Origin of the sequence: Rhizobium aouanii, from assembly GCF_037002925.1 — a bacterium.
GTDB classification, from domain to species: domain Bacteria; phylum Pseudomonadota; class Alphaproteobacteria; order Rhizobiales; family Rhizobiaceae; genus Rhizobium; species Rhizobium aouanii.
In genome coordinates this window covers 24,069-46,086 of the sequence record NZ_JBAMYD010000013.1, presented here as the reverse complement: position 1 = coordinate 46,086, position 22,018 = coordinate 24,069, and the positions used below count along the sequence as shown (strand labels likewise).

23 protein-coding genes are annotated in these 22,018 nt (G+C 62.2%); 10 read left to right on the top strand and 13 right to left on the bottom strand.

Translation table 11 applies throughout. The features are described from left to right. The first annotated feature begins 159 nt into the window (after window positions 1-159). Window positions 160-669, top strand: coding sequence for a peptide-methionine (S)-S-oxide reductase MsrA (gene msrA / locus V8P77_RS22270; protein WP_335914284.1), 510 nt, complete (start codon window positions 160-162; stop codon window positions 667-669). A 6-nt stretch (window positions 670-675) separates the two neighbouring features. Here msrA and V8P77_RS22265 read toward each other — a convergent pair whose 3' ends face one another. Further along, complete coding sequence (locus V8P77_RS22265; RefSeq protein ID WP_335914283.1) at window positions 676-1,548, bottom strand: LysR family transcriptional regulator; 873 nt, start codon at window positions 1,546-1,548, stop codon at window positions 676-678. 95 nt (window positions 1,549-1,643) lie between these two features. Here V8P77_RS22265 and V8P77_RS22260 point away from each other — a divergent pair, with 95 nt between their 5' ends. The 3 genes from V8P77_RS22260 (at window position 1,644) to V8P77_RS22250 (ending at window position 4,312) form a co-directional block, all read left to right on the top strand. Continuing rightward, a complete protein-coding gene (locus tag V8P77_RS22260; RefSeq protein WP_335914282.1) occupies window positions 1,644-2,429 on the top strand; it encodes an SDR family oxidoreductase in 786 nt (261 codons plus the stop codon). 27 nt (window positions 2,430-2,456) lie between these two features. After that, window positions 2,457-3,155 (top strand): ribonuclease activity regulator RraA, encoded by a 699-nt coding sequence (locus tag V8P77_RS22255; protein ID WP_335914281.1) that lies wholly within the window; start codon window positions 2,457-2,459, stop codon window positions 3,153-3,155. A gap of 290 nt (window positions 3,156-3,445) precedes the next feature. Beyond that, window positions 3,446-4,312 carry a protein-L-isoaspartate O-methyltransferase family protein gene (locus tag V8P77_RS22250; protein WP_335914280.1) on the top strand — a complete coding sequence of 289 codons (867 nt, stop codon included), beginning with the start codon at window positions 3,446-3,448 and terminating at the stop codon, window positions 4,310-4,312. Window positions 4,313-4,457: 145 nt separating this feature from the next. Here the strand turns inward: V8P77_RS22250 and V8P77_RS22245 are convergent, their stop codons facing one another. The 7 genes from V8P77_RS22245 to V8P77_RS22215 form a co-directional block, all read right to left on the bottom strand. Then, window positions 4,458-4,895: a VOC family protein gene (locus V8P77_RS22245; protein WP_335914279.1), complete on the bottom strand. Its 438-nt coding sequence runs from the start codon at window positions 4,893-4,895 to the stop codon at window positions 4,458-4,460. A 316-nt stretch (window positions 4,896-5,211) separates the two neighbouring features. Further along, window positions 5,212-6,501 carry an amidohydrolase family protein gene (locus tag V8P77_RS22240; RefSeq protein ID WP_335914278.1) on the bottom strand — a complete coding sequence of 430 codons (1,290 nt, stop codon included), beginning with the start codon at window positions 6,499-6,501 and terminating at the stop codon, window positions 5,212-5,214. A 25-nt stretch (window positions 6,502-6,526) separates the two neighbouring features. Continuing rightward, on the bottom strand, window positions 6,527-7,471 hold the full coding sequence (locus V8P77_RS22235) for an ABC transporter permease (RefSeq protein ID WP_335914277.1): 945 nt from the start codon (window positions 7,469-7,471) through the stop codon (window positions 6,527-6,529). Further along, on the bottom strand, window positions 7,468-8,517 hold the full coding sequence (locus V8P77_RS22230; RefSeq protein ID WP_335914276.1) for an ABC transporter permease: 1,050 nt from the start codon (window positions 8,515-8,517) through the stop codon (window positions 7,468-7,470). The genes V8P77_RS22235 and V8P77_RS22230 overlap by 4 nt, the downstream gene beginning before the upstream one ends. Beyond that, on the bottom strand, window positions 8,507-10,039 hold the full coding sequence (locus tag V8P77_RS22225; protein ID WP_335914275.1) for an ABC transporter ATP-binding protein: 1,533 nt from the start codon (window positions 10,037-10,039) through the stop codon (window positions 8,507-8,509). The genes V8P77_RS22230 and V8P77_RS22225 overlap by 11 nt, the downstream gene beginning before the upstream one ends. Further along, the gene (locus tag V8P77_RS22220; RefSeq protein ID WP_335914274.1) at window positions 10,036-11,448 is read right to left on the bottom strand and encodes an amidase; all 1,413 of its coding nucleotides are present in this window, start codon (window positions 11,446-11,448) and stop codon (window positions 10,036-10,038) included. The genes V8P77_RS22225 and V8P77_RS22220 overlap by 4 nt, the downstream gene beginning before the upstream one ends. A gap of 8 nt (window positions 11,449-11,456) precedes the next feature. Next, window positions 11,457-12,443, bottom strand: a complete 987-nt coding sequence (locus V8P77_RS22215; RefSeq protein WP_335914273.1) for a BMP family protein — start codon at window positions 12,441-12,443, stop codon at window positions 11,457-11,459. Between the two features lie 208 nt (window positions 12,444-12,651). On the opposite strand from V8P77_RS22215, the gene V8P77_RS22210 reads away from it, so the two are divergent. From V8P77_RS22210 to V8P77_RS22200, 3 genes are read left to right on the top strand one after another with little or no spacing between them, the layout of a single operon-like run. Beyond that, the gene (locus V8P77_RS22210; protein ID WP_335914272.1) at window positions 12,652-13,281 is read left to right on the top strand and encodes a CDP-alcohol phosphatidyltransferase family protein; all 630 of its coding nucleotides are present in this window, start codon (window positions 12,652-12,654) and stop codon (window positions 13,279-13,281) included. Next, window positions 13,278-13,898: a lysophospholipid acyltransferase family protein gene (locus V8P77_RS22205; RefSeq protein ID WP_335914271.1), complete on the top strand. Its 621-nt coding sequence runs from the start codon at window positions 13,278-13,280 to the stop codon at window positions 13,896-13,898. The genes V8P77_RS22210 and V8P77_RS22205 overlap by 4 nt, the downstream gene beginning before the upstream one ends. Further along, window positions 13,895-14,824, top strand: coding sequence for a phosphatidate cytidylyltransferase (locus V8P77_RS22200; RefSeq protein ID WP_221977887.1), 930 nt, complete (start codon window positions 13,895-13,897; stop codon window positions 14,822-14,824). The genes V8P77_RS22205 and V8P77_RS22200 overlap by 4 nt, the downstream gene beginning before the upstream one ends. 13 nt (window positions 14,825-14,837) lie before the next feature. On the opposite strand, the gene V8P77_RS22195 is transcribed toward V8P77_RS22200, so the two are convergent. From V8P77_RS22195 to V8P77_RS22185, 3 genes are all read right to left on the bottom strand, one after another. Continuing rightward, window positions 14,838-15,161: a chaperone modulator CbpM gene (locus V8P77_RS22195; RefSeq protein WP_025398586.1), complete on the bottom strand. Its 324-nt coding sequence runs from the start codon at window positions 15,159-15,161 to the stop codon at window positions 14,838-14,840. Between the two features lie 2 nt (window positions 15,162-15,163). Then, window positions 15,164-16,072 (bottom strand): DnaJ C-terminal domain-containing protein, encoded by a 909-nt coding sequence (locus V8P77_RS22190; RefSeq protein ID WP_335914270.1) that lies wholly within the window; start codon window positions 16,070-16,072, stop codon window positions 15,164-15,166. Window positions 16,073-16,216: 144 nt separating this feature from the next. Further along, window positions 16,217-16,684 carry a universal stress protein gene (locus tag V8P77_RS22185; protein WP_335914269.1) on the bottom strand — a complete coding sequence of 156 codons (468 nt, stop codon included), beginning with the start codon at window positions 16,682-16,684 and terminating at the stop codon, window positions 16,217-16,219. 160 nt (window positions 16,685-16,844) lie between these two features. Here V8P77_RS22185 and V8P77_RS22180 point away from each other — a divergent pair, with 160 nt between their 5' ends. After that, window positions 16,845-17,747 carry an NAD(P)-dependent oxidoreductase gene (locus V8P77_RS22180; protein ID WP_335914268.1) on the top strand — a complete coding sequence of 301 codons (903 nt, stop codon included), beginning with the start codon at window positions 16,845-16,847 and terminating at the stop codon, window positions 17,745-17,747. 87 nt (window positions 17,748-17,834) lie between these two features. Here the strand turns inward: V8P77_RS22180 and V8P77_RS22175 are convergent, their stop codons facing one another. Together V8P77_RS22175 and V8P77_RS22170 are read right to left on the bottom strand one after the other, a co-directional pair. Then, complete coding sequence (locus V8P77_RS22175; RefSeq protein WP_335914267.1) at window positions 17,835-18,677, bottom strand: phosphoenolpyruvate hydrolase family protein; 843 nt, start codon at window positions 18,675-18,677, stop codon at window positions 17,835-17,837. Then, entirely contained in the window at window positions 18,670-19,866 is a 1,197-nt protein-coding gene (locus V8P77_RS22170; protein ID WP_335914266.1) for a Tm-1-like ATP-binding domain-containing protein, read from the bottom strand. Before V8P77_RS22170 ends, V8P77_RS22175 begins: the two co-directional genes overlap by 8 nt. 130 nt (window positions 19,867-19,996) lie before the next feature. Between V8P77_RS22170 and V8P77_RS22165 the strand changes: the two genes are divergently transcribed. Together V8P77_RS22165 and V8P77_RS22160 are read left to right on the top strand one after the other, a co-directional pair. After that, a complete protein-coding gene (locus V8P77_RS22165; protein ID WP_335914265.1) occupies window positions 19,997-20,662 on the top strand; it encodes a GntR family transcriptional regulator in 666 nt (221 codons plus the stop codon). 94 nt (window positions 20,663-20,756) lie between these two features. Continuing rightward, window positions 20,757-22,010, top strand: coding sequence for an ABC transporter substrate-binding protein (locus V8P77_RS22160; RefSeq protein ID WP_335914264.1), 1,254 nt, complete (start codon window positions 20,757-20,759; stop codon window positions 22,008-22,010). Window positions 22,011-22,018: the final 8 nt, after the last annotated feature.

The following is a 22,018-nucleotide window of genomic DNA, read 5'->3' as shown; positions in this document are numbered from 1 at the left end:
GCCTCCGCAGGATTGTCCAAGGCCTTGCTAGCGCCGGCGCGTAACATCGACATGACAGGATCGGGCGTCTCGGCAGGGAAATTGCACAGCTGTGCTGATGGCGCCGTATGGAAATCAGCGGCGGGAGACACTATCTCTCGGCAAACAAGGAGATATCCAATGACCGAAGAACGTGCAGTCCTCGCCGGCGGTTGCTTCTGGGGCATGCAGGACCTGATCCGCCGATACAAGGGCGTGATTTCGACCCGCGTCGGCTATACCGGCGGCGATGTGCCGAATGCCACCTACCGCGACCACGGAACCCATGCCGAGGCGATCGAGATCATCTTCGACCCCGCAAGGATCAGCTACCGGGAAATCCTCGAATTCTTCTTCCAGATCCACGACCCGAGCACGCGCAACCGCCAGGGCAACGATGTTGGCTTGAGTTACCGCTCTGCGATCTTCTACGTCACGCCTGAGCAGGAGCGCGTCGCCAGGGATACGATCGCCGACGTCGATGCATCAGGCCTGTGGCCTGGCAAGGTCGTCACCGAAGTCGTGCCGGTTAGCGATTTCTGGGAAGCCGAACCCGAGCACCAGGATTATCTGGAGCGGATTCCGAATGGCTATACCTGCCATTTCGTCCGGCCCGGCTGGAAACTGCCGGTCCGCCAGAAAATCGCCTGACATTGATCAGAGGCCCATCGCCGCACGGCTGGTTTCCAGAAGTGCGGCGACGAGATTTGCCCGTGGCGAGGATCGCGTCACCACGATGCCTACGGTGCGCACAGCGGACGAGCGGGGCAGGGGCAGCTTGACGACATCTAGTCCCGCCGGCCAGGGCGGCGCCCAATCCGGCACGATCGAGATCCCGAGACCGCGGTCTACCATCACCGCGATCGCCTCCAGCGCGTCAAGCTCATAACGCTCGACCGGGCGGATGCCGATCTCGCGCAGATATTCATCGGCGATGTGACCACCCCACTGGTTTCGGTCGTAGCGGATGAAAGGCAGGGTCGGCAGCAGTTCGAGCGGATCCGCCCCCTCACAGCCCCGCGGCGCGATCAGCACCAGGGGTTCCTGGCGCAGCTTGTTGAAGGTCAGCGTCTTCTGCATCGGAAATCGCGGTTCTATGATGAAGGCCGCATCCAGCCCGCCGTTCAGAACCTCGGCATAGAGATCCATCGAAGCGCCCGGCTTGAGGAAGATCTCGATCAGCGGGTAATCCTGCGCAAGGCGGTGGAGAATGCCGGGAACGAGACCGGTCAGCGCCGTATTGATCGCCCCGATCCGCATCTCGCCTGAAATCGTCGCGGTGCCGGCCATCGCCTTCAGATCGCGTGTATCGCGCACCAGATCCCTGCAGCGTTCGAGAATGGCAAAACCCGCCTCCGTCGGCCGCATCACGCGGCCGGAGCGCACCAGCAGCCGCACCCCGAGCTCGGCCTCCAATGCGCGGATGCGCTGGGCGACGGCCGCAGGCGTGAGGTTTAGCCGCTGGGCGGCCTCCGCCAGCGAGTGCCGCTCGGCAACGACAATGAAGGTTTCGAGAAAACGCGTGTCCATCGATAGTTTTTCTATCTCTTGAACGAAGCAGAAGCCATATTTTATTTATAGTCCATTGCTCCGAAAGATGGCCGATCATTGAGGAGACGGATGGAATGGATTTCGGCCTGAAGGACAGGACGGCCCTGGTGCTTGGCGCCGGCGGCGGACTGGGCAGCGCGATTGCCGTCAAACTTGCGCGCGAAGGCGCCAGAATTGCCGCGGCGGATATCGATCTCGCCGCCGCTGAGAAGACCGCGGCTGCGATCGAATCCGAAGGCGGCAGGGCGCTGGCACTACAATGGGATCTTGCCGATCTCGGTTCGATCGATGCGCATGTCGTTGCAATCGAGCGCCAGTTCGGACCGGTCGATATCCTCGTCAACAATACCGGTGGCCCACCGCCGACCACTGTCTCCGGCCAGGATCCGACGGTCTGGAACCAGTATTTCCAAAGCATGGTGCTCTCGGTCATCGCCATTACCGATCGTGTGCTGCCTCAGATGCGGGCGCGCAAATGGGGACGCATCGTCACTTCGACCTCGTCGGGCGTGGTCGCGCCGATCCCCAATCTCGGTATTTCCAATGCGCTGCGCCTGTCGCTGGTCGGCTGGTCGAAAACGCTGGCGCGCGAGGTCGGGCGCGACGGCATCACCGTCAACATCGTCCTGCCGGGCCGGATCGCCACCGGCCGCATCACCTTCCTCGACGAGCAGAAGGCCAAACGCGAAAACCGCTCCATCGATGACGTCGTCGCAGAAAGCACCGGCAGCATTCCGCTCGGCCGCTATGGCCGGCCCGAAGAATATGGCAATGTCGTCACCTTCCTGGCGAGCGAACCTGCCTCCTATCTCACCGGCTCGGTGATCCGCGTCGATGGCGGCATGATCCAGAGCATCTGACAGAAACCCAATTGGAACCGAACACCGATGGCTCTCAGCGCTGAAGCGATAGCAACCCTCAAGGCCGTCTCGACGGCGACCCTGACGACCGTTCTTTTGAAGAAGGGCCTGCGAAACGTCTGGATCCGCGGCGCCGTTCCCCTGAAGCCAGGCCAGCCGCGCATCGTCGGCCCGGCCTTCACCCTGCGTTTCGTTCCGGCTCGCGAAGATCTGGCGACACCGGCATCCTGGGCCTCGCCGATCTCGACGCGCGCCGCGATCGAGGCGATGCCGGAAGGCTGTGTCGCCGTCGTCGATGCGATGGGCGTCACCGATGCCGGCATCTTCGGCGATATCCTCTGCGCCCGCATGCAGAAGAGAGGCGTTGCCGCCCTCGTCACCGACGGCGTCGTGCGCGACCTTGCCGGCGTGCTCGACACCAATCTGCCGGTCTGGTGCCGCGGCGTCGCAGCACCGCCGTCGGTCGCCGGCCTCACCTTCGTCGCCTGGCAACAACCGATCGGCTGCGGCGGCGTGGCGGTCTTTCCTGACGACATCATCGTCGTCGACCAGGACGGCGCGGTGCTGATTCCGGCCGATCTGCTCGAGGCGGTGCTTGATGAAGCGCCGGAACAGGAGCGCATGGAAGCCTGGATCATGACCAGGATCGATGAAGGCGTATCGCTGCCCGGCCTCTATCCGATGAACGCCGAGACCAAGGCGCTCTACGAGGCTTCGAAGAAATAGGCTCATGAATGAGACGGATTAAAAGGGTCGCGGCTTCGCCCAGCCTGTAACCCAAGACGTGAATTACTTTTACGACAAAAATTTCCCCGACTTTTCTGCGGTGGCGATTTCTGTCGCGAAACTTGGGATTCTTGCGACGTTTGAACGGCCGGTTCCGACCCCATCTCGGCCGTTCACGGCAGGAGGCGAGGACGCCTAGAGCAGACCTTGCAGGTCGACATTGACTTGGATCATACCTGTCGCATGTTTCGGGACTTTCGCGACAGGAATCTATGGAGTTGGTCCTGCTGATGACACCTGACGAATTGAAGATCGTGCGACGAGCTTATGCGAAGCAGATCACGGCGGCTGTGAGAGTTGTCGATGAACGTATTGAAGCAGCCTTTGCCGAAGTACCGCGAGAAGATTTCCTTGGTGCCGGTCCCTGGCCGATCTTCCGAATGCGAAAAGCCTATGTTCCGACCCCGACCGCCGACCCGGTCTACCTCTATACGGATGACGTTGTTGGTATTGTCCCTGAGCACCACATCAACAACGGACAACCTTCACTTCATGCCTTCCTGCTTTCGCAGGCCGCGCCGCGAGCAGGCGAGCATATCGTGCATGTTGGCGCTGGTGCCGGCTACTATTCTGCGATCATGGCGAAACTCGTTGCCGCATCCGGCAAGGTGACGGCGATCGAGTTCGAGCCGGAGCTTGCTGCGCGGGCAAAAGCAAATCTCGCTCCCTATCGGAACGCTTCCGTAGTTCCGGGCGATGGCAGTTTCGTGGCTTTCGATGCAGCCGATGTGATCTATGTGAATGCTGGAGCAACCCGACCCGCGGATATCTGGTTGGACCGGCTCAATGATGGCGGAAGGCTTGTCCTACCGCTTACGACCGATCTTGGGTTTACCAGCAGCAATTGGAGCAACATGCACCTTCGCGGGGCGGTGTTCCTCGTGACGCGTAGGGGTGAGGAATATCACGCGCGATGGATTTCGCCGGTCGCCATCTTCCCCTGTGAAGGGATGCGCGATGAGGAATCGGAAAAAGCGCTCGCGGCGGCGTTCGAGAGCGGGGAGCACAAGCGGGTGACCCGGCTGTATCGTACTGATGAGGTTCCGGCCGAACGATGTTGGGTTCGCGCTCCTGGCTGGTGCCTAGCCTATGCTTAGGCGACGGCTCGGCATCATACCGTCGCGAAATTCCTAAGTTTCGCGACAAAATCGGGAGACTGATTTTTCAGGGAAATTTCTGCCGCGAAAGTCAGGTGCAAAAGTCAAACTTGTGCGACAGACCTTCGCGACACTTCGCGCACGGTCACGCGGCCAGTGCGGCAATTTCCGGTTTCCGTTCGACGAGCGTCCAAATGTGGCCGAAGGGATCGAAGATCGAGGCTACTCGCCGGCTGAGTGTGTCGGTCTGAATTTCGTCGCGGATCACAGCACCGGCCGCGATGGCGCGCGGGAAAGCGGTGTCGATATCGCCAACGTTGACCTGAAATATCGCGCTGACGGCCCCGGCCTGTTTCGGAAAGAATGGGCCGCCATAGGAAGGCATCTTTTCCCGATTCGGATTGGAGCCGGCGACCGTCACCGGCAGTTCTCCAAACCGCATTGCTACGCCCGCCACAACACCGTCAATGGTGTAGGTGTCCACCTCCTGCGCACCAAAAGCCGCCCTGTAGAAGTTTGCGGCTTCTCGCTCGCGCCCATGTTCAACAAACAATGAAAGCTGAATGCTGTTATCTTCGCTCATTCCAATCCTCGCTCCATCGGCCTGATTCACATCCTCCCGAAGATACCTGAAACTTGGCCGAACCGATGGCATCAGCCGAGTTTGATGCAGAAATTACGAATTCTGCGACACGTCATCCAAGTAGGTGCCAATTTCGCTTCGGCTCTTCAGCAAATTTTTGCGCCAGTGAATGCCTCAACAATTGATGGGCAGCGAAGCCCGCAAGTCACAAAATACTTGCTTTCCAGATTCAGGTTAGGGGCTGGGCGACTTCGCGGCCCTTTTGTTTTGGCGCAGATGGAAGCTGCTCCGGTAAGCAGGAAAGCTTCCGCCGCATCTAACAGCGAGGTGCGTAATCCAGGCCGCCGTCGATCCGGGCCGGGCGCCCGTCCAGGAAAAGCTCCCCGATGTGCGGCGCCGAGCGGGCGATAATCTTGCCGCGGCGGATCACCGCCAACCGGTTCGGCTTCAGCCGCAGCGCTTCCAGCGTGTCGCTGGCCTGGAGAATGACAAGGTCGGCGTTGCATGCCTTTTCCAGGCCGTAGCCTGCAAGTCCCATCGTCTTTGCCGAATTGACGGTCAACGCGTCGAAGATCCTCTTCTTGTCGTCCATGCCGGCCATCTGCGCGACATGGATCGCCATATGGCCGACCTCCAGCATGTCGCCCGATCCCATCGAATACCAGGGGTCCATGACGCAGTCGTGCCCGAAGGAAACGTTGAGCCCCGCATCCATCAGCTCCCGCACGCGGGTCATGCCGCGGCGTTTCGGATAGGTGTCGTGCCGGCCCTGCAGCATGATGTTGATCAGCGGATTGGGAATGACGTTGATCTCCGCCTCCGCCATCAGCGGAATGAGCTTGGAGACATAATAATTGTCCATCGAGTGCATCGAGGTCAGATGCGAGCCGGCGACACGCCCCTGCAATCCGAAGCGGATGGTTTCCGCAGCCAGCGTCTCGATATGGCGCGAGAGCGGATCGTCGGTTTCGTCGCAATGGATGTCGACGGGCAGGCCGCGATCGGCGGCGATGCGGCAGAGCGCCTCGACCGACGCTGTACCTTCGCCCATCGTCCGCTCGAAATGGGGAATGCCGCCGACGATATCGACGCCCATGTCGAGGGCGCGGTTGAGCGCATCAATCGCGCCCGGCGAGCGGTAATAACCATCCTGGGGAAAGGCAACCAGCTGCAGATCGATATAGGACGCGACCTTCTCGCGAACCTCGATCATCGCCTCGACGGTCACCAGCCTGGGATCGCTGGTGTCGACATGGCTGCGAATGAAGAGCAGGCCCTGCGTGACCGCCAGATCGCAATAGCGTAGCGCACGATCGACCAATTCCTCCTTCGTCACGATCGGGCGCAATTCTCCCCAGAGCGCGATGCCTTCGAGCAGGGTGCCGGATACGTTCATGCGCGGCAGGCCGAGCGACAGGGTGGCATCCATGTGGAAATGCGGATCGACGAAAGGCGGGCTGGCGAGCCGACCGGTCGCGTCGATTTCTTCTTTCGCCTGCGCCTGGAGATTGCTCTCGACAGCGATGATCTTGCCGCCCTGGATGCCGATATCGACATTCTTTCGGCCATCGGGGAGATTTGCATTTCTGACGATCAGATCGAACATCGGAGCCTCATTGGACAGAAGTGGTTCAGCGTTCGCCGCGCCGATAGGGTTGCATCAGCGCCTGTGGAACGCGGGCGCGGCGGGCCATGACGGCGAGGGCGGCGATGGAAAGGATATAGGGCGTCATCAGAAACAGCTGATAGGGCACGAGCCCGCTCAGCGCAGTTTGCAGCCGAAGCTGGAAGGCATCGAAGAAGGCAAAGAGCAGGGCGCCGAAAAGCGCACGGCCCGGCCGCCAGGAGGCGAAGACGACGAGCGCGATGCAGATCCAGCCGCGTCCCTGCACCATTGTGGGGAAGAAGCTGTTGAACGCCGACAATGTCAGGAAAGCGCCGCCCATTCCCATCAGCGCGCTTCCGGCAATCACAGCGCCATAGCGTACCTTCATCGGATTGACGCCCTGCGCTTCCGCCGCATGTGGATTTTCGCCGGTCATGCGGATTGCAAGGCCGACTGGTGTGCGGAAGATGATGTAGGCCATCAGCAGGGCGATGGCGATCGCGAGATAGGTCGGCGCCGTCTGCGTGAAGAAGGCCGGCCCGATGAAGGGCAAGGTCGACAAGCCGGGAATGGCGATCGGCTGGAACGGCACGATGGTGGGCGGAGTATTGGCAAGCGGCACGATCAGCCGGAAGACATAATAGCTGAAGCTCGAGGCAAACAGCGTGACGCCGAGACCGGAGACATGCTGGGAGAGGCCGAGCGTCACTGTGAGGCCGGCATGCAGCAGGCCGAAGACGCCGCCGGCGATGGCAGCGATCAGCAGGCCGGTCCAGAGATCGGCGCCGTGATAGACGGAGAGCCAGCCGATCATGGCGCCGAAGGTCATAATGCCCTCGATGCCGAGATTGAGCACGCCCGCTCGCTCGCAGAGCAAGGCGCCGAGCGTGCCGAAAATCAGCGGCGTGGCGATCCGCAGGATTGCCGCCCAGAGCCCGGCGGAAGCGATGATGTCGAACAGCTGCATCATCGCCGTATCCTGTATTGGGTGAAGAACAACGCAATCAGCATCGTCAGCAGCGACAGCGCCACCGTGACGTCGGCGATATAGGTGGGGATGCCGAGACCCCGGCTCATGCCGTCAGCACCCACGAACATGGTGGCCGTGAAAATGGCGGCGAAGACGACGCCGAGCGGATTGAGGTTGGCGAGCATGGCAACGACGATGCCGGCATAGCCGAAACCCGGCGACAGATCGGTCGTGACATAACCCTTGACGCCCATGACCTCGATCGCTCCCGCGAGCCCCGCAAGCCCGCCCGAGAGACAGGCGACTTTCACCAGCGTTCTGCCGAGCGGGACGCCGGCAAAGACCGCACCAGTGGGGTTGAGGCCTGCGGCGCGCGACTGCATGCCGAACACGGTGCGGGACTGGACGAAATGGACGACGACGGCCAGCGCGATCGCGATCGCAAAACCGATATGCAGGCGCGAGCGGGCGATCAGCTTCGGCAGCATCGCATGATCGCTGACGGATTGCGACTGCGGCCAGCCGAAGGCGAGCGGGTCCTTGAGGATGCCGTCGATGAGCATCGAGACGAAGAGCACGGCGATGAAATTCAAGAGCAGGCTGGTGACGACTTCATCGACCGAGAAGCGCAGCCTGAGCCAGAGCGGGATCAGGATCAGCACCATGCCCGCAATGGCACCGACCAGCAGCAGCAGCGGAATGAGGATGGGGGCGGGAAGATTGCCGAGCAGTTTCGAGCTTGCCGCCGCAACGGCGATGGCGCCGAGATAGAACTGGCCCTCGGCGCCGATATTCCAGAGCCGCGCCCGGAAAGCGACGGCGGCGGCAAGTCCCGTCAGCATCAGCGGCGTTGCCCGCGTCAGCGTTTCGGTCGCCGAGAGCCGCGAGCCAAAGGCACCGGTCAGGATGCGCCAATAGGCATCGAGAACAGGCGCGCCGGCGATTGAGATCAGGATGCCGGCCAGCGCCAGCGCTGCGATCACCGCGATCACAGGCGTGACGATCAGCAGGTAAAGCGGGCGGTGCTCGCGGCGCTCAAATCGCATGATCGGCCCCGCGAGTCTCTTGCCATTCGCCGGCCATCATCAGCCCCAGCCTGCGGGCGTCAGCGTCTTCGGCCTCGACGAGCGGCGACAGGCGGCCGCCGACGATCGCCTGGATGCGATCGGCAAGCGCGATCACCTCATCGAGGTCTTCCGAGATCAGCAGCACGGCAGTACCCTGCCGGCGCGCTTCGAGCAGGCGTGCGTGCACGGCGGCCACTGCCCCTTCATCGAGGCCGCGCGCGGGCTGCGCGGCAATCAGGATGCGTGGCCGCCGATGCAGGTTGCGGCCGAGAATGAGCTTCTGCATATTGCCGCCGGAGAGCAGCCGGGTGCGGATGGCTGGCCCGCCGCCGCGGACATCGAAGCCGTCGATGATTTCGCTCGCAAAGGCCATGCCCGCCTTGCGGTTGACGAGGCCATGGCGCGAAAAGGCAGGCGAGGCGATCCGCTCCAGCACGGCATTTTCCCAGATCGCCATTTCGCCGATCACACCCTCCTCGTTGCGGTCCTCGGGAATGCGTCCGATGCCGGCGTCGACGACATCGGCGACGCCGAGATTGCCGATGGCTTCCCCGAAGAGCAGCAGGTCGCCGGCATTCCGCGCCAGCATACCGGAGAGAAGATGCGCCAATGTCGCCTGGCCATTGCCCGAAACGCCGATGATGCCGAGGATCTCGCCCTGGTGCAGCCGGAAGCTGATTGACTTCAGCCGATCGACGCCGTCGATACGCACCGTCACATCGGCCGCTTCGAGGGCAACGGCGCCGGGTGTCGACGGCTCGCGTACGGGCCGCGTCACCCGGCGCCCGACCATCAATTCGGCGAGTTCCGCCTTGCTGGTGTCCGACGCCTTGCGTTCGGCGACCATCTTGCCGCCGCGCAGCACGACGATGCGGTCGGCCGCTGCCATCACCTCGTCGAGCTTGTGCGAGATGAAGATCAGCGACAGGCCCTGGCGTGCCATTTCCCTCAGCGTCGTGAACAGTCGTTCAGCCTCGATATTGGTCAGCACTGCCGTCGGCTCGTCGAGGATGAGGATGCGGGCATCGTTATAGAGCGCTTTGAGGATTTCGACACGCTGCTGCTCGCCGACCGACAGGTCGCCAAGACGGGCATCCGGATCGACCTTGAGGCCGAAACGTTCGGAAATTGTCAGCAGCTTCCTCCGCGCCGCAGATGTTCCCGAGCGCCAGGACCACAGTTTTTCCGTGCCGGTCATGACATTTTCGAGAACGGTCAGATTGGGCGCGAGCGAGAAATGTTGATGCACCATGCCGACGCCGGCGCGGATCGCCGCACGCGGCTTGCCCTGCGGCACCTCCGCACCCTCGATCAGAATTCGCCCGGCATCCGGCATGTAATGGCCGAAAAGGATGCTCATCAGCGTGGTCTTGCCCGCACCGTTCTCGCCGAGCAGGGCGACGACCTCACCCCTGGCGAGCGTCATGGAAATATCGTCGTTGGCGAGATTGTCGCCGAAGCGCTTGCTGACGCCGATAATCTCCAGCACGGGCCCGGTCATGACGGCCGTCCTGCAACGGGAAAACGATGTTGCCACCGCCCCTCGGCCTCCAGGCGTGCGGCAAGCGACAGCAGACGCGGCTCGTGGCCCATCGGCGCCATGATCTGCACCGGCAGCGGCATGGCGTGCTCATCCTGTCCGAAAGGCAGTGTCAAAGCAGGAAAACCCGAAATATTGGCGAGGCAGGCAAGCGGCGCAAATGCCGTCATCCGCTCGAGATGCAGATCCGTGTCGGCATGATCGGACGGAAAGGAGCCGATCGCAAGAGGCGCGGAAGACAGCATCGGCATCAGAATGCAATCGACCCTGTCGAACAGGGCCCAGAGCTTACCACTCACCAGGACGGCCTCATTCAGCGTGTTCCAGAGCGATGTCGCCGGAAGCGCCCGTCCGCGCGCCGCGAAGGCCTGCGTGAGAGGCTCGGCCCTGCCTTCATCCAGAGCCGCCGCCTTGATAAGTGCGGCAAGGTTGACGGAGACGATATCGGCGAAGGCACGGCCGCTGGCGGCGACGGCCCATTCGAAGTCGGCCCAGCTCAGCGGAACGATCTCGTGTCCGTCACCCTCGAGTGTATGGGCCGCAGCCTCGACGGCTGCGAGCCGATCACCCTCGGTCGGGTAGGTCGACCCGGTATCAACGAGCAGGCCGATCCGCAAACGGCCGTTGTCGCTATCGACAGGGGAGGGGTCCGGAAAAGGTCCTCGTGATTTGCCGCTCAGCCTGTCGAAAATCAGCGCCGTATCCCGCGCCGAACGGCAGACCGCGAGTTCACTCGCAATGCCGGCCAAGTGGTTGCCGAAGGATGGCCCGCCTGGGATGGCGCCGCGCGTCGGCTTCAGTCCGACGAGGCCACAGCAGGCGGCGGGCACACGGATCGAGCCGCCGGCATCGGTGGCATGCGCAATCGCGACGATCCCGGCGGCGACCGCTGCCGCCGCCCCGCCGGAGGAGCCGCCCGCGGTTCGTGTCGGATCGAGGGGGTTGCGACAGACGGGCCTGATCGCCGGTTCGCTGGCGAGCGACAGGCCGAATTCTGGGCTCGTCGTCAGGCCGAACAGGCAGAAACCGGCGTCGCGAAAACGGGAGGCGAGATCGGAATCCGCTTCGCCGCCCTTTCTCTCGAACAGGCGGGAGCCGGCCGTCACCGGCAACCCGGCAAAGGGGCCGCCAAGATCCTTCGCCAAGGTCGGCACACCGGCGAAAGGCCGTACGGCAAAGCGACTGGGGGCGCTCCGCCGCTCCCGGTCGCGGTCCTCTGCCGAGGCGAGGCCCAAGGCGGCATCGAGATAGGCGATGGCGCCGAGCGGCTCCTGCCGCGCAGCCGCCTCAAGGGAAGCTTGCATCGCCTCCGCAGCGCTCAGGCTACCACGCCTGATCGCTGCCGCCAGGTCTGTTGCATCGCCTTGCATGAGCCGAATTACTTCGGCTCGTCCATCATCTTCGGAACTTCGAAGGTGCCGGCCTTGATCTCCGCCCGTTTGGCTTCCATCGCAGCCTCGGCCTCGGCGGGCGCGACACCCTTCACGAAGACGATATCGCTGCCGCCTTCCTTCATCAGGCCGTAGGACGTGTAGTTCCTGCCGACCGGCTTTCCGGCCGCGACATCGGCGATCGCAGCGTCCAGGATCGGCCGGAAATACCACATGGCGTTGGCAAACACCGTATCGGGATAACGCGGCGTATAGTCGATCAGCGAGCCGACCGACTTGATGCCGCGCTCCTTGGCGGCATCGGCCGTGCCGATACGCTCGCCGAACAGGATATCGGCGCCGGCGTCGATCTGGGCAAGGCCGGCTTCACGGGCCTTCGGTGGATCGAAGAAGGTGCCGATGAAGGAGACGAGGTGCTTTGCATCGGGATTGACGGCCTTGACGCCCGCCGCGAACGCATTGATCAGCATGTTGACCTCGGGGATCGGAATGGCGCCGACCGACCCGACGACATTCGACTTGGTCATCTTGCCCGCCAGCATGCCGGCGAGATAGGCGCCGTCATGGTTCCAGGTGCCGAAGACGCCGAAATTGTCGCCGGCCTGCTCGCCGCTCGAACCGAGCACAAAAGCGGTGTCGGGATAATCTGCCGCGACCTGCCGAGCCTCTTTCTCCACCGCATAAGCCTCGCCAATAATTAGCTTGTTGCCCTGTTCGGCATATTCGCGCATGGCGCGCGGATAATCGGTGCCGGAGACGCCTTCGGAGAAGACATATTCGATCACGCCTTCCTTGGCCGCGTCCTGCAGGGCCCTGTGCAGACAGGAGTTCCAGGCATTTTCGACCGGCGACGCATGAATGCCGGCAACCTTCAGCGGCGCAGCCGCCCTTGCCAGCGAGGCAAAGCCGCTGACCCCAAGCGCAATGCCGGATGCGATCACTGCCCGGCGTGAAATCAGGATGTCTTTGGTCATTGATTGTTCCCCTTTTTTACCATTTGGTTCAAAAATCATAGTAGCGCCCAAAAATGTGTCAAGCAGCGAATGGGCTTAAAAATCAGGCTGTTCAATCTGTTGCGCCTTGTGTTTTGCAGCCGATTTTTCCGAACCTGTATAGCGTCGCGGCTTGGCGCGACGCCATTGGCAGGATACAGCTGGGATCATTGGGGTTGGGGGACATGAAATGGGGGAAGAAGAGGGCGCCTCGCGGCGACCGATCGCGAGCCGGTCGTCGTCCTGGGCCATCGGCCTCAGCGCGTGGCTGGCGCGGAGCGGCGCGACACCGAACGGCATTTCGCTTTTATCGGTCGTATTCGCGGGTATAGGCGCAGCGCTCATCGTTTTCACAACACATCCGATTGCCATGGTTTGTGCCACGATCTCGGTGCAACTGCGGCTGGTCTGCAATCTGCTGGACGGAATGGTCGCGATCGAAGGCGGCAAGAAAACCAAGAGCGGGCCGCTCTACAATGAATTCCCCGACCGGGTGGCCGACAGCCTGTTTCTCGTCGCCGCTGGCTATGCCTGCGGCTTAGGCTGGCTCGGCTGGTTGTCTGCGCTGCTCGCAGCACTCACCGCCTATATCAGGGTGTTCGGCGGATCGGTCGGTCTTCCCCAGGACTTCAGCGGCGTCATGGCCAAGCAGCGCCGCATGGCGGTGCTGACGGCGGGCCTCCTCGCCCAGAGCGTCGAGACGCTGATATCCGGCAGCCACTGGTCGCTGATCCTGGCATGCGCGGTCATCGCGGCCGGCAGCCTTGTCACCTGCATCACACGCACGATAACGCTTGCCCGTTCCCTGGAGAGACCATGATCGCGCTCATTCGTCGGTTTCTCGTGCTGTTCGTCCGTATCCTGGTCGGCGCCCGAAGCGAATGGCGGGGCTGCGCGCCCGATCCCCGCCGCCGCATCTATTTCGCCAATCACAACAGCCATGTCGATACCGTCGCCGTTATGGCCGCCCTGCCGTGGCCGGTGCGCCGGCTGACCCATCCGGTTGCGGCGCGCGACTATTGGGGAACAAGCGCTTTTCGCCGCTTCATCGCGGAGAAAGGACTGCGCGCCGTCCTGATAGACCGCAAGCCTCTGCCCGACAGCAATCCGCTGGAGCCTCTCGAGCGCCTGCTCGAGGAGGGTCGTTCGATCCTGATCTTCCCGGAAGGGACGAGAAGCGCCAGCGAGGAGATCGCCCCCTTCCGCAGCGGCATCTATCGCCTTGCATGCCGTTTTCCTGATGTCGATCTCGTGCCGATCCATCTCGACAATCTTCAGCGCATCCTGCCCAAGGGAAGCATGCTGATCGTCCCAATCACCTGCACGGCGCGCTTCGGCAAGCCGCTGCGCGTCGAGCCGGGCGAAGGAAAGGACGCGTTCCTGGCCCGCGCCCGTGCAGCAGTCATCGAGTTAGCAGACGGAAAGCACTTCGCATGACCAGCCTTTTCTCCATCGTGCTTGCCGCGATCCTCGGCCTGCTTGCCGTCGCCTCCGCTATCGGCTTCATTCTGCAGCGGCGCGCGACCGAGCCCGGATCCGTCGCCACCGTGCATAACCTCAACGCCCGTATCCGCTCCTGGTGGATCATGGTCGCAGTGTTCGGCGGCGCGATCCTGCTCGGCGACACGGCGACAGTCATCCTGTTCGCATTCCTATCCTTTATGGCGCTTCGCGAATTCTGGACGCTGACACCATCGCGGCGCGGCGATCACCTGGCGCTTTTCCTGTCCTTCTTCGTTGTGCTGCCGCTGCATTACGTGCTGCTCGGGACGGAGTGGTACGGCCTGTTTGCGATCTTCATCCCGGTCTATGCCTTCCTGATCCTGCCGGCAGTGGCGACATTGAAGGGCGACGTCAACGAATTCCTCGCCCGCAGCGCCAGGGTGCAATGGGGGTTGATGCTGACGGTCTATTCGATCAGCCACGCCCCCGCCCTGCTCATGCTGGACACCGGCACGCCGTCCGCACTTCTCCTGGTCTATCTGGTGGTGGTCGTGCAGCTCAGCGACGTCTTCCAATATGTCTGGGGTAAGCTCCTAGGAAAGCATCGTTTCTCGCCGAATATCAGCCCGTCAAAGACGATCGAAGGACTGGTCGGAGGCGGCGTCTCGGCCATCCTCGTGGGAACACTGCTTTATCGCCTGACGCCGTTCTCCCCGCTGCAGGCAGCTGCCGTCAGCACGGTCATCGTCGTCGCAGGCTTCTTCGGCGGCTTCGTGCTCTCGGCCATCAAACGCGATCTCAATGCCAAGGACTGGGGCTATGTGATCGAGGGCCATGGCGGCGTGCTCGACCGCCTGGATTCCATCACCTTCGCCGCACCGCTGTTCTTCCACATCGTCCGCTATTGGTTCACCACGTAGAAGCTGGTTGTGGCTAAAACCGGTCGATCTCCTCGAGGCTCTCGAACAGCCGGCGCTGAACATCCTGCTCCTGCTTGCCAATGGCGGTCATCAGCTTGCCCATCGTTGCCCGCAGGCCGTGCAATTCGTCGACCAGCTCCATGACAATATCGACGCCGGCTTCGTTGACACCCATGTTTCCCATGAGGTCCAGGATCAGCCGGGCGCGCGCGACATCGGCATCGCGAAATTGCCTTTTGCCGCCTGATGTCTCCGGGATCAGCCAACCCTGTTCGATCCAGAAGTCGAGCTGGACGATGTCTATTTTCAAGTCAAGACGGAATTCGAGATCATCCATGATCAGGCCTCCATGTTCTTCCTCGGATCGTATGGATTTGCCGTCGCCCATTCCTTCATCATAGCCGTCAGCCGCTCATCCGGGGCGTCGGGCAGTACGATCTTCAGCGAGATGTAGACGTCGCCGTGTCCGCCGCCGCGTTTTGCAACTCCTTTGCTCTTGAGACGCAGGACCTTGCCCGTGTTCGAATGAGGCGGCAGCGTCAGATTGACCGGTCCCGCCGGCGTCGGCACCCGAACCTTGCCACCAAGCACGGCCTCACTGAGGGAGATCGGCAGTTCCAGGCGGATATCGTCGCCGTCACGCGTAAAGAAGCGGTGCGGCCGCACACGGATTTCGATCAGGGCATCGCCCACAGGCCCACCGCCGATGCCCGGCTCGCCTTTGCCGCGCAGCCGCAAGGTCTGGCCGTCGCGCGTCCCCGGCGGGATCTGCACGTCAAGCGCCGGACCATTCGGCAGCTTGACCTCCGTCCTGGTGCCGTTGACGGCTTCGAGAAAGTCGACTTCCATGGAAAATTGCCGGTCACGACCACGCGTCTGGCCGCCGCCGGTACGGCGTGAAAAGAAGCTGGCGAAGATCTCATCGGCATCGCTGAAATCGGCAAAGCCGGCGCTGTTGTGGTAGGGATCGCCAGGCCCGCTCTTCGACGCATAGTCGCGGTAATAATTGCGCTGCGCCCGCTCGGCGCCCGTCATGTCGATCTCGCCGCGGTCGAAGCGTCCGCGTTTTTCCTCATCGCTCAAGATTTCGTAGGCGGTTGAAATTTCCTTGAACCGTTCCTCAGCGCGTTTGTCGCCGGGGTTTAGGTCGGGGTGAAGTTTCTTGGCGAGCTTGCGGAACGCGCTTTGAATATCCTTTTGCGTCGCATCGCGTTTCACGCCCAGAAGCTCATAGGGATCCTGGCTCATACATGTCTCCGGTCGGGCAGCGAATACTGCAGGTTGGCTTGGCAATGATATAGGTTGTCGGGCCGCCGCCGGGGAGGGGAGGCCGGCCGCGCTGGTCGACGTCAATCCGATAAAGCGCCCACTGTCACGCAAGCTCTGTAGAGTTTAGAACAACGCGACGTCTTCCGCCGGGGACGCCGAGCCTTCCTGCGCGTGATCGGGGCGCCGATCGATAAGAACCGAGCACCCGGCATGGCGCACGACCTTGTCGACGATCGAGGAGAAGACGTAGTCGGTGATATCGGTCACATGGGATGAAACCAAGATAAGATCGGCCGATTTCTCCCTTGCCCTGGAGACGAGCAGGGAGGCGGCAACGCCGATACGAACCTCGATCATCGCCGGAATTCCCAACTCCTTGCAGAGCGATGCTAGTTTCTTTTCGGCGTCGACGATGGCGGTCGTTTCGAATTCCTCGGGAAGCTCCGTCAGGTGATGGCGGGGGATATTCTCGATGACGTGCATGACGGCGATGCTTCCGCCGTCGTCCACCAGAGCGGCAGCCCGACGCAGAAGGCGGCTGGCCGTTTGGCGGGGACCCATGCCGATGCCGCAGATGATTGTCCGATACATTTGAAATCCATATCCTCGAATGCAAATGATAGCACCGATCATACCGGTGTCGACCGTCCCGGCATTGACGAATATCAAGAAAAAGTGCCGCAACGTCAGCGCGCACGAAGCTGCCGGCTCTTCGGAAGGAGGCTCCGGCTGAATCGTCGCAGTTGACGATATGGCCATCGGCAACAGTTCTAACCCGATGACGTCATTGATTGAGGTTCACATGCCGGATTTTGCGATTATCGGATCGGGCGCGATGGGAAGTGCCGTCGCCAAACGGCTGATCGACCACGGCGCTACGGTGCTGACCTATCTCGAGGGCAGGAGCGAGCAGACGATTGCGCGGGCAAAGGCAGCCGGCATGGTGCCGGTCAGCCGCCAGGAGCTGACGAAGGCCGAGCTGATCCTGTCGATCGTTCCACCGGCGGAGGCGATCAAGGTCGCCGAACTCGTCGCGGACATATCGTCGGGGATGCAGGCGCCGCCGCCCTTTATCGACCTCAACGCGATTGCGCCGAAAACCATGCAGGCTTTGGCGGCACGGTTCGAAGGCAGCCGCGTCGAGGTGCTTGACGGTGCAATCATCGGCGGGCCTCCGGTCCCCGGCAAAACAGGTCCGACCATCTATATCAGCGGCGATACCGCGGCGCGAAGCAGGCTGCTCGATGATTGCGGCCTCAGGATCCGCCGGCTCGATGGACCGCTCGGCGCCGCCTCGGCACTGAAGATGTGTTATGCCGGCATCAACAAGGGATTTGTCGGCCTTGGCACCGCCATGCTGCTTGCCGCATCGCGTTCCGGTGCGGCCGAGAGCCTGAAAGCCGAGCTCTCCGAAAGCCTTCCCGACATCGATCGCAAGCTGTCGGGATCCATACCCGACATGTATCCGAAAGCCTATCGGTGGGTTGCCGAAATGCAGGAGATTGCCGATTTCCTCGGCGAGAATGATCCGGCAGCGACCATCTTCCGCGGCATGGCGGACGTCTTCTCCAGGATGGCGAACGACGTGGAGGGCAGCCGCATGCTCGTCGGGCAGTTGGACGAGATCATCGCTCACCGCGGAACCGACAACTGACCACGATGGTCGAGCTATTACTCTCTGCTGCCGGCGCCCCACATCGGTGGAGCCGGCAGCAGGCTTCGTGCCCAATCCAGGTCATGCCTATATCGTCGCGAATTGCTCGACCTGCGCCCGGATCGCAACCTCGGTCGGCAATCGCTCCATTGAACTCGCGCCGTAAAAGCCGTGGCAACCCTTGCAGCGGGCGAGCACATAGGCCGCATCCGCAGGCATGGCGATCGGCCCGCCATGGCAGAGCACGATAACATCCTCGCGCACCGACCTTGCGGCATCCGACCATTCGTTGATCTTCTCCACGCAGCCGTCGAGCGTTAGCGCCGTTTCGGCGCCGATCGCACCGCCCGTGGTCAGACCGAGATGGCAGACCACGATATCAGCGCCGGCTCTGGTCATGGCAATGGCGTCCTTGCTGCTGAAGACATAGGGCGTCGTCAGCATATCCTTGGCGTTGGCGCGGGCGATGAGATCGATTTCCAGATCGAAACCCATGCCGGTCTCTTCGAGATTGGCGCGGAACGTGCCGTCGATCAGCCCGACGGTCGGAAAGTTCTGGATGCCGGCAAAACCCATTGCCTTCAACTCGTCGAGGAAGTGATCGGGCAGCATGAAGGGATCGGTGCCGTTGACACCGGCGAGCACCGGCGTGTGGCGCACGACCGGCAGGACCTCGCGGCCCATCTCCTTGACGATCTCGTTGGCATTGCCATAGGCGAGCAGGCCGGCAAGCGAGCCGCGCCCGGCCATGCGGTAACGGCCGGAATTGTAGATCACGATCAGGTCGATGCCACCGGCTTCCTCGCTCTTGGCAGAAAGGCCGGTGCCGGCGCCGCCGCCGATGATCGGCCGGCCGTCGGCGATCTTGCGGCGAAGCTTGCTCAGAATGTCGTTTCTGTCGGTGCGGGTCAAAACTCTCTCCTCAGGCATGGAGCTCATGGAAGCCGGCAACGAGTGCCGCGGCAAATTCCGGGCTGTTGATATGGGCGTCTATCTCGACGAGTCGCCTGTTCGGCGCATCGCGCCAGCCGGCACGAATGGCGGAAAACAGCGCCGCGTCGGCTTCGGGGTCATGGAATGGCTGGCCGGCGGCATCGATTGCCGAAACGCCCTGAAGCGGCAGCAGGAAGCGAACCGGACCCTCCATCCGGCTGAGCCGTTCGACGATGAAGGTGCCGATCCTGCGATTTTCCTCCGGGGTGGTGCGCATCAGGGTCACCTGCGCATTGTGGACGTGAAGCCGGCGGTCGCGGAAAGGCGCCGGCACGGTTTCCCGCGCGCCGAAATTCACCATATCGACGGCGCCGACCGAGCCGACATAGGGCAGACCAGTGCGGATGATGGCGCCGAAGCGGTCCTCGGTCGCCGGAAAGACGCCGCCAATAAGAAGGTCGGGAACCTCAGTCGTCGTCACGTCGATCACGCCCTGCAGCAGACCGGAATCGGCAAGCTTCTCCATCGACTGGCCACCGACGCCAGTCGCATGGAAGACGTAGATTTCATGCGTCTTGCCGAGCATCTCGCGGACCTGGGTCACGCAAGAGGTGGTAACGCCGAACATGGTCATGCCGATGCCCGGACGATCATCTCTAGAGGCGGGAATGGGGTTGCGAGCCATGCCGGCCGCCGCATTTGCGGCATTGCCGATCACTCTGCGCGAGATCGCGTTCAAGCCGGCGACGTCGACAACTGAATACATCATGGTGAGATCATTGGGGCCGACATAGGGCACCACATTGCCCGAGGCGACCGTCGAGACCATCAGTTTCGGCACACCGATGGGAAGCGTTCGCATCGCCTCCGTCACAAGGGCAGTGTTGCCGGTTCCGCCGAGGCCAAGGACGGCACCAATGTCGTTGCGCGATTTCAGGTAGGCCGTCAGCGCCTTGGCCATGGCCGAAACCGCCGTTCCCCGATCGGTCTGCCCAAGCACGGCCGCCGCGCCCTCAGGATGAAATTCGGCGACTTCGCGCGCCTGGATATCGGCGCCTGCGCCTTCCCCAAGCGTGCCGACATCGACCAGCACGGCATCGGCTCCGGCCAAAAGAGCCACCTCTTTGGCATAGTTCAGTTCAGCGCCTTTGGTGTCGCAGGTGCCGACGATGTAGATCTTTCGCATTGGTTTTCCTCCCTTTCTGATCGATCTTCGGCTTTCTTCCGAAAAAATCCCGAGTTTTGTATTTTCCATATTGTATATTCTTTCGTATATTGCATACTTAACTCATGGATGCCAGACGGAAATGGAGATCATGAACGCACCGCGCCACCTCACCCTTCGCGAGCGGATCTACGAGGAAATCGTTCGCCTGATCGTTTCCGGCGAGCTGCCGAGCGGAGTCTCGATCGACGAAAAAGAACTGACGGAACGCCTGCAGGTCAGCCGCACGCCGTTTCGCGAAGCGATCGGCACGCTCGCCAAGGAAGGCCTGATCGAGATCAAGCCTTATCGCGGCTTCTTCGTGCGCAGCTTCACGCCGAAGGAGATCGACGACCTCTACGATCTGCGCAAGACGCTTGAATGCTTCGCCGTCGAGCTCGCCGTTCCGCAGATGAGCGATCGGCATATTGCCGGCTTCGAGCGCATCCTGGATGAGGCGGTAGCAGCACTCCGCCGCGGCGACATGGAGACATACGGCATTCGCGACAAGGTGTTTCACGAGACCATCGCCGAGCTTTCGGGAAGCGCGCCGCTGATCGAAACGCTGGCGCGGCTCGCGCTGCAGATCCAGATCTGCCGCTCGATCGCCAATGAGAGCCGCGATCTGGCCGAGAGGGCAGCCGAGGAGCGCGATCAGATCCTGCAGGCTTTCAGGGCTCGCGACATCACGTGCGCCAAGGCCCTGATGCACGCGCATATCAGCGATGTTCAGCAGGCCGTCATGGCACGGTTTCAGAAGGAGAATCCGGCGCGCTAACCGAATGGAACGCCAGATGGAATGAAGGAGAGGGAGGTCTCCTTTTCAACAATGGAAAAACGTGGGCCGCGGAGCGGCCCGGGAGGAGGGAGCAATGCTGAAATTTCTTGCCCGCAGCACGGCACTGGCGGCGATGATCGCCATAAGTTCGCCGGCACATGCCGAAACCCTGAAGATGTGGGGTCCGGAACAGATCACCGAACCGCTGGTCGCGCAGCTGTGGAACGGCATCAAGGCCGATTTCGAAAAGGCCAACCCCGGCGCGACCGTCGAGTTCATGCCGCCGACCGGGACGATCAGCAACGGCGCGGTGCAGGCGGCGATCCAGTCGGATGCCGGCCCCGACGTGATCCTCACCAACTCCGGCATCGGCCGCATCAGCGTCGTCAGGAATGCCAAGCAGGTCATGCCGCTCACCGAGCAATATGAAAAGCGCGGCTGGAAGGACGAGATCTATCCCTGGCTCTACACCGAGCTGAAGGGCCAGTTCGGCGGGGAGATCTACGAAGTTCCCGACGGTCTCGATGCGCTTGGCATCTGGTATCACAAGGATATTTTCGAAAAGGCCGGCTGGACGATCCCGGCGACCTGGACCGAATTCGAAGCGCTGATGAAATCGATCGAGCAGACCGGCCTGCAGCCGATCGCCATCGGTCCTCGCACGACGGGCAGCGCCGGCCACCTCTTCGGCAATCTGCTGCAATCTGCAAGCGGCAAGGAGGTGATCGGCAAGGCGCTGCGCCGCGAGATCGCCTGGGACGATCCCGCCGTCGCCGCCGGCGCCATCCGGCTGCAGAAGCTGGTCGAGGCAGGTTACATCAAGAAGGAAATGGCGGGTCTCGATCTCGACGGCGCTTCGCGCCTCTGGTTCAACAAGCGTGCGGCCATGTTCGTTGCCGGCCCGTGGTTCACCGCCAATGCCCGCAAGGCGGGCTACGACCTCGCCAACGCCGGTTACGCGCCCATGCCTTCCGACATCAAGGGTGCAGCGATGCCGACCGGCGGTGTTGGCTGGAGCTGGCTGGTGCCGGTCAATTCGAGGCAGCCGGAACTCGCGGTGAAGTGGATCGACTTCATGCTGTCGGATGCGGTGATGAAGAAACGGGCGCAGGATCCGGCAAGCACGATGATCTATCCGCGCGAGATCCCGGGCGTCGAGCCGCCAACCCTCGTGCTGAAGGATATCTTCGCCGCTGCCGCCGGCGGCGTCGGCTACAATCCGAGCGTCTATCTGCCCGGGCCGGTGCTCGATACCTACTTCCAGGTCATCCAGGGCCTGATCTCCGGCCAGATCGGCGGCGAGGACGGCATGAAGCAGATCCAGGTGAAGATGACAGAGGCGAAATAGTGGTCATT